The following is a 3,798-nucleotide window of genomic DNA, read 5'->3' on the forward strand; positions in this document are numbered from 1 at the left end:
CATCGCGCTGTCCAAAGCGACGATCAGGAATATCAGGCAAAATCTGTTCTGGGCATTCGCCTACAACACGGCTCTGATCCCGGTCGCCGCTGGCGTGCTCTACCCCGCCTTCGGCATCCTGCTTTCGCCGGTCCTCGCGGCGGGCGCCATGGCGCTGTCCAGTATCTTTGTTTTGGCCAATGCACTTCGCCTGCGCCGCTTCAAGGCACCGATCGCAGCCGAACCGATGACCCGGGCACAAGCTGCGGGCGTTCGGCTGGCACCCGCTGCCTGACGATGCCGATCCCCCGTGGCCGTCGGCCCCGGGGCTCGCCAAAGCGATACCCCGACACTCACCCTGAGAAGGCAAGAGACCGATGTTGACCATCTATTCCACTCCCACCTGCCCCGATTGCCGGGCACTGAAAGACTGGCTCGACAGCGAGGGCGTGTCCTATGAAGTGCGTGACCTTTCTGACCAGGCGGTCATGGAAGAAGCAAAAGCGCATTACGGCGTGCGTGTGGCCCCCATCACAGCCATGGGTGACTGGTTCACCTATGGCACCTTCGAGAAACAGCAGCCAGAGATCCGGACTGTCCTGCAGAAGGAAGGCAGACAATGAACGTCGTTCGAACCATGCCTGAAGGGTACGAGATCAGCCTTCCACAGACAGGGCGAAGCATCAAGGTGATGCCGGGGCAGACGATACTCGAGGCAGCCCTTGAACAGGGCATCCCCTATCCGCACTGTTGCCGATCGGGGCGGTGCAGTAAATGCAAGTCGCGCCTGATTAGCGGCGAGGCTTCGCTACTCGAACACACGGGCTTTGCGCTCTCTGACGAGGAGAAGGCGGAGGGTATGATCCTCGCCTGTTGTGCGCTGCCGGATGGACCGGCCACGGTTGAGTGGCTGGGGCCCCAACATGAATTGCCCGACCACCCGATACACAGGCTCGAGTGCCGTGTCTCGGCCATCGATCACTTGACTCACGACATTTGTCGCCTCCGCCTGGCGCTCGATGGTCAAATGTTCAGCTTTTCTGCCGGCCAGCATGCACAACTGTCGCTGCCCGGAGTTCCTGCGCGCGACTACTCAATGGCAAACCGCCCGGACATGGGTGAACTCGAATTCCATATACGCCGCGTTCCGGATGGCCAGACGTCCAGCTTCATCCATTCGCGTCTCAAGGTGGGTGATCCAGTCACACTCGAAGGACCGTTCGGGGCCTCACAGTTACGCCACGAGCATACCGGGCCGATCCTTGCAGTCGCCGGTGGTTCAGGACTGGCGCCCATCCTGTCAATCGTTGAGACAGCGCTTGAACTCGGCATGCGCCAACCAATTCATATATATTTCGGCGTGCGCGCAGAGCGCGATCTTTACCTTCTGGAGCACTTCCGGTCCCTCGCCCACCTCCATGAACACCTGACATTCACACCGGTGTTGTCGGACCAAGGGGCAAGCGACTATCGCACTGGAATGGTCAGCGCTGCGGTTGCCAAGGATCTGGACAATCTCCAAGACTGGAAGGCCTACGTTGCCGGGCCGCCGGCCATGGTCAAGGCGACAACAATCGCCCTGGCGAACGCTGGACTACAATCACGCAACCTTCACGCCGACATCTTCTTTTCACCAGAACAATCTTCCAGGGCCCCGACACCCGAGAAAGGCAACGAACATGAATATCGGTGAAGCCGCACGCGCATCCGGAGTATCGGCAAAAATGATCCGGTATTACGAGCAGACCGGCCTGATCCCACAGGCTGAGCGCAAGGCATCGGGCTACCGGGACTACTCCACCCGCGACGTTCACATGCTGCGTTTCGTACGCCGGGCCAGGGATCTTGGCTTTTCGGTCGCCGAGATCGACGAGCTATTGCATTTGTGGCGTGATCGCAGTCGCCAAAGTGCCGAAGTCAAGCGCATTGCGCTCGATCACGTTGCAGGCCTCAAACACAAAATCACCGAACTGGAAGAGATGGTGGCCACGCTCTCCCATCTGGCCGAGAGCTGCAATGGCGATCATCGACCCGACTGTCCAATTCTCGATGACCTCGAAAATGCACAGGAGTCGACAGCCGAGGCGAACCAACCGCGCCGCGGCGCAATCGATCGCGTTGTTCTTTAGGATTGGGGTGGGCGGCCGTTTGGCTTCGCCCTTCCACGGATACCGTAGACTCCCCTCCAGCAGTACCTTCCGTCGAAGCCTGTGCTCGAACTCGAGCAATATTGACGGTTTTGGGTTTCGATCAATTGCGCCTCTCCCAACAAGCGCTCCGCTTCTCCTCAATCAGCATGGACGGGTTTCGGTAATGGACGAGGAAGACATTCAAATTCAGAAGGCACAACTGGCAAGAACCGCACCAACGACCCGAGTTGATGTTCTCGTCATAGGCGCTGGACAAGCCGGCCTTGCGACTGGGTATCGGTTGGCGCAGGAAGGAGTGTCTTTTCTGATCGTGGATGAAAGCCAGCGCGTTGGCGACAGTTGGCGCAACCGGTACGACTCGCTTGCCCTGTTCACGCCGCGAAGTCTCAACGCCCTGCCTGGGAAGGGGCTTGATGGCGATCCCGACGGCTATCCTTCCCGCGACGAATTCGCGGACTATCTCGCCAATTATGCCCTGCACTACAACCTTCCAGTCCAGACCAACTTTCGGGTAACGAGCCTGGATATCGAGGCTGAGACGCTCTTTCGGGCCAAGGGAGCAGACGGCAGCGTAATTCTCGCGCGTGGGGTGGTCGTGGCAACGGGAGGCTTTCAGGTGCCGGTCATCCCGGAGATCGCTAAGACCTTTTCATCCCAAGTCCGACAGCTAACGCCGGAAACCTACAAAGGTCCCGCTGATGTCGAACATGGACCAGTTGTGGTGATTGGAGATGGCGCTTCGGGGCGCGACATTGCATTTGAGTTGTCGGCGTTTAAATCTGTTATCCTTTCCCGCGGGCGAAATCGCCGGTTGCTGCCAGAAAAGCTATTGGGAATTAGCACGTGGAAATGGCTGAAAGCGCTCGGCCTTTTGCGTGTCGGACCCAATTCGCTGTTGGGCAGGATCATGCGCAAGTCCGATCCATTTCCAAACCGAGAACGAAGCGACCGAGATCTCAAAAAAAGGGGTGTAGTGCTGGCGTCACGGTTGATCGGAGCCGATGGAAAACATGCGGTTTTTGCTGATGGCAGCGCGCTCGACGTCGGCGCAGTGATATGGTGCATCGGATATCGCGACGATTTCACGTGGCTGATGATCAAAGCTGCCAAGGATCAAACCGGAAGCATTGTCGTGAACGACGGCAGAAGTCCGGTGCCAGGTCTCTTTTTTATCGGGCGGCCGTGGCAACGAAATCGCGCATCGGCGCTGGTGACAGGATCGGCAGAGGACGCACAGCGGCTGGTCGATGACCTGGAGCAATACTTGTCGAACACCCGGCAGGGCGAAGGGTCGATCGCGTTGGTTGCGGAATGAACAATCGTTAGCGGGATCAACTGCGAGTGCCGGATGTCGGGGTTTGGGAGAGGAGCGAGCGACGGCCGAAATGAGGGTGCGTTGCCGCCCGGCGGTTTCGGGCAACGGCTGACTTTCTGGAATTAGGTAGGCGTTGGATGAACCTGACGTTGTCCTGCAAAGACTATTCAGGGGCGACCAGGTCAGCAGGGATTGTCAGTCGATCCCTGTGTCCCCAAAATTCCGGAAACCAGTTCGTGGAACATCGCGTCGATTTTGTCCACCGCCTGGGGAGACTCGCGGTCGAGCCACCACCGTACCAAAGAGATCAGCACATCCACCAGTAAGGCCGCCCGCAGGTTGCGGGGAACGCCC

4 protein-coding genes and 1 pseudogene are annotated in these 3,798 nt (G+C 58.7%); all 5 read left to right on the plus strand.

Annotation, left to right across the window (positions count from 1 at the left end):
• Positions 1 to 274, plus strand: a pseudogene (locus tag EO133_RS20625) (heavy metal translocating P-type ATPase); the annotation flags it as partial.
• 82 nt (positions 275 to 356) lie between these two features.
• Positions 357 to 602 carry a glutaredoxin family protein gene (locus tag EO133_RS18350; RefSeq protein ID WP_127074113.1) on the plus strand — a complete coding sequence of 82 codons (246 nt, stop codon included), beginning with the start codon at positions 357 to 359 and terminating at the stop codon, positions 600 to 602.
• Positions 599 to 1,672: a 2Fe-2S iron-sulfur cluster-binding protein gene (locus EO133_RS18355; RefSeq protein ID WP_244640656.1), complete on the plus strand. Its 1,074-nt coding sequence runs from the start codon at positions 599 to 601 to the stop codon at positions 1,670 to 1,672. Before EO133_RS18350 ends, EO133_RS18355 begins: the two co-directional genes overlap by 4 nt.
• Entirely contained in the window at positions 1,659 to 2,108 is a 450-nt protein-coding gene (gene cueR, locus EO133_RS18360) for a Cu(I)-responsive transcriptional regulator (RefSeq protein WP_127071958.1), read from the plus strand. Before EO133_RS18355 ends, cueR begins: the two co-directional genes overlap by 14 nt.
• 184 nt (positions 2,109 to 2,292) lie before the next feature.
• A complete protein-coding gene (locus EO133_RS18365) occupies positions 2,293 to 3,444 on the plus strand; it encodes a flavin-containing monooxygenase (protein ID WP_127071959.1) in 1,152 nt (383 codons plus the stop codon).
• The last annotated feature ends 354 nt before the right edge of the window (positions 3,445 to 3,798 follow it).

Source organism: Pelagibacterium lentulum, from assembly GCF_003992625.1.
GTDB classification, from domain to species: domain Bacteria; phylum Pseudomonadota; class Alphaproteobacteria; order Rhizobiales; family Devosiaceae; genus Pelagibacterium; species Pelagibacterium lentulum.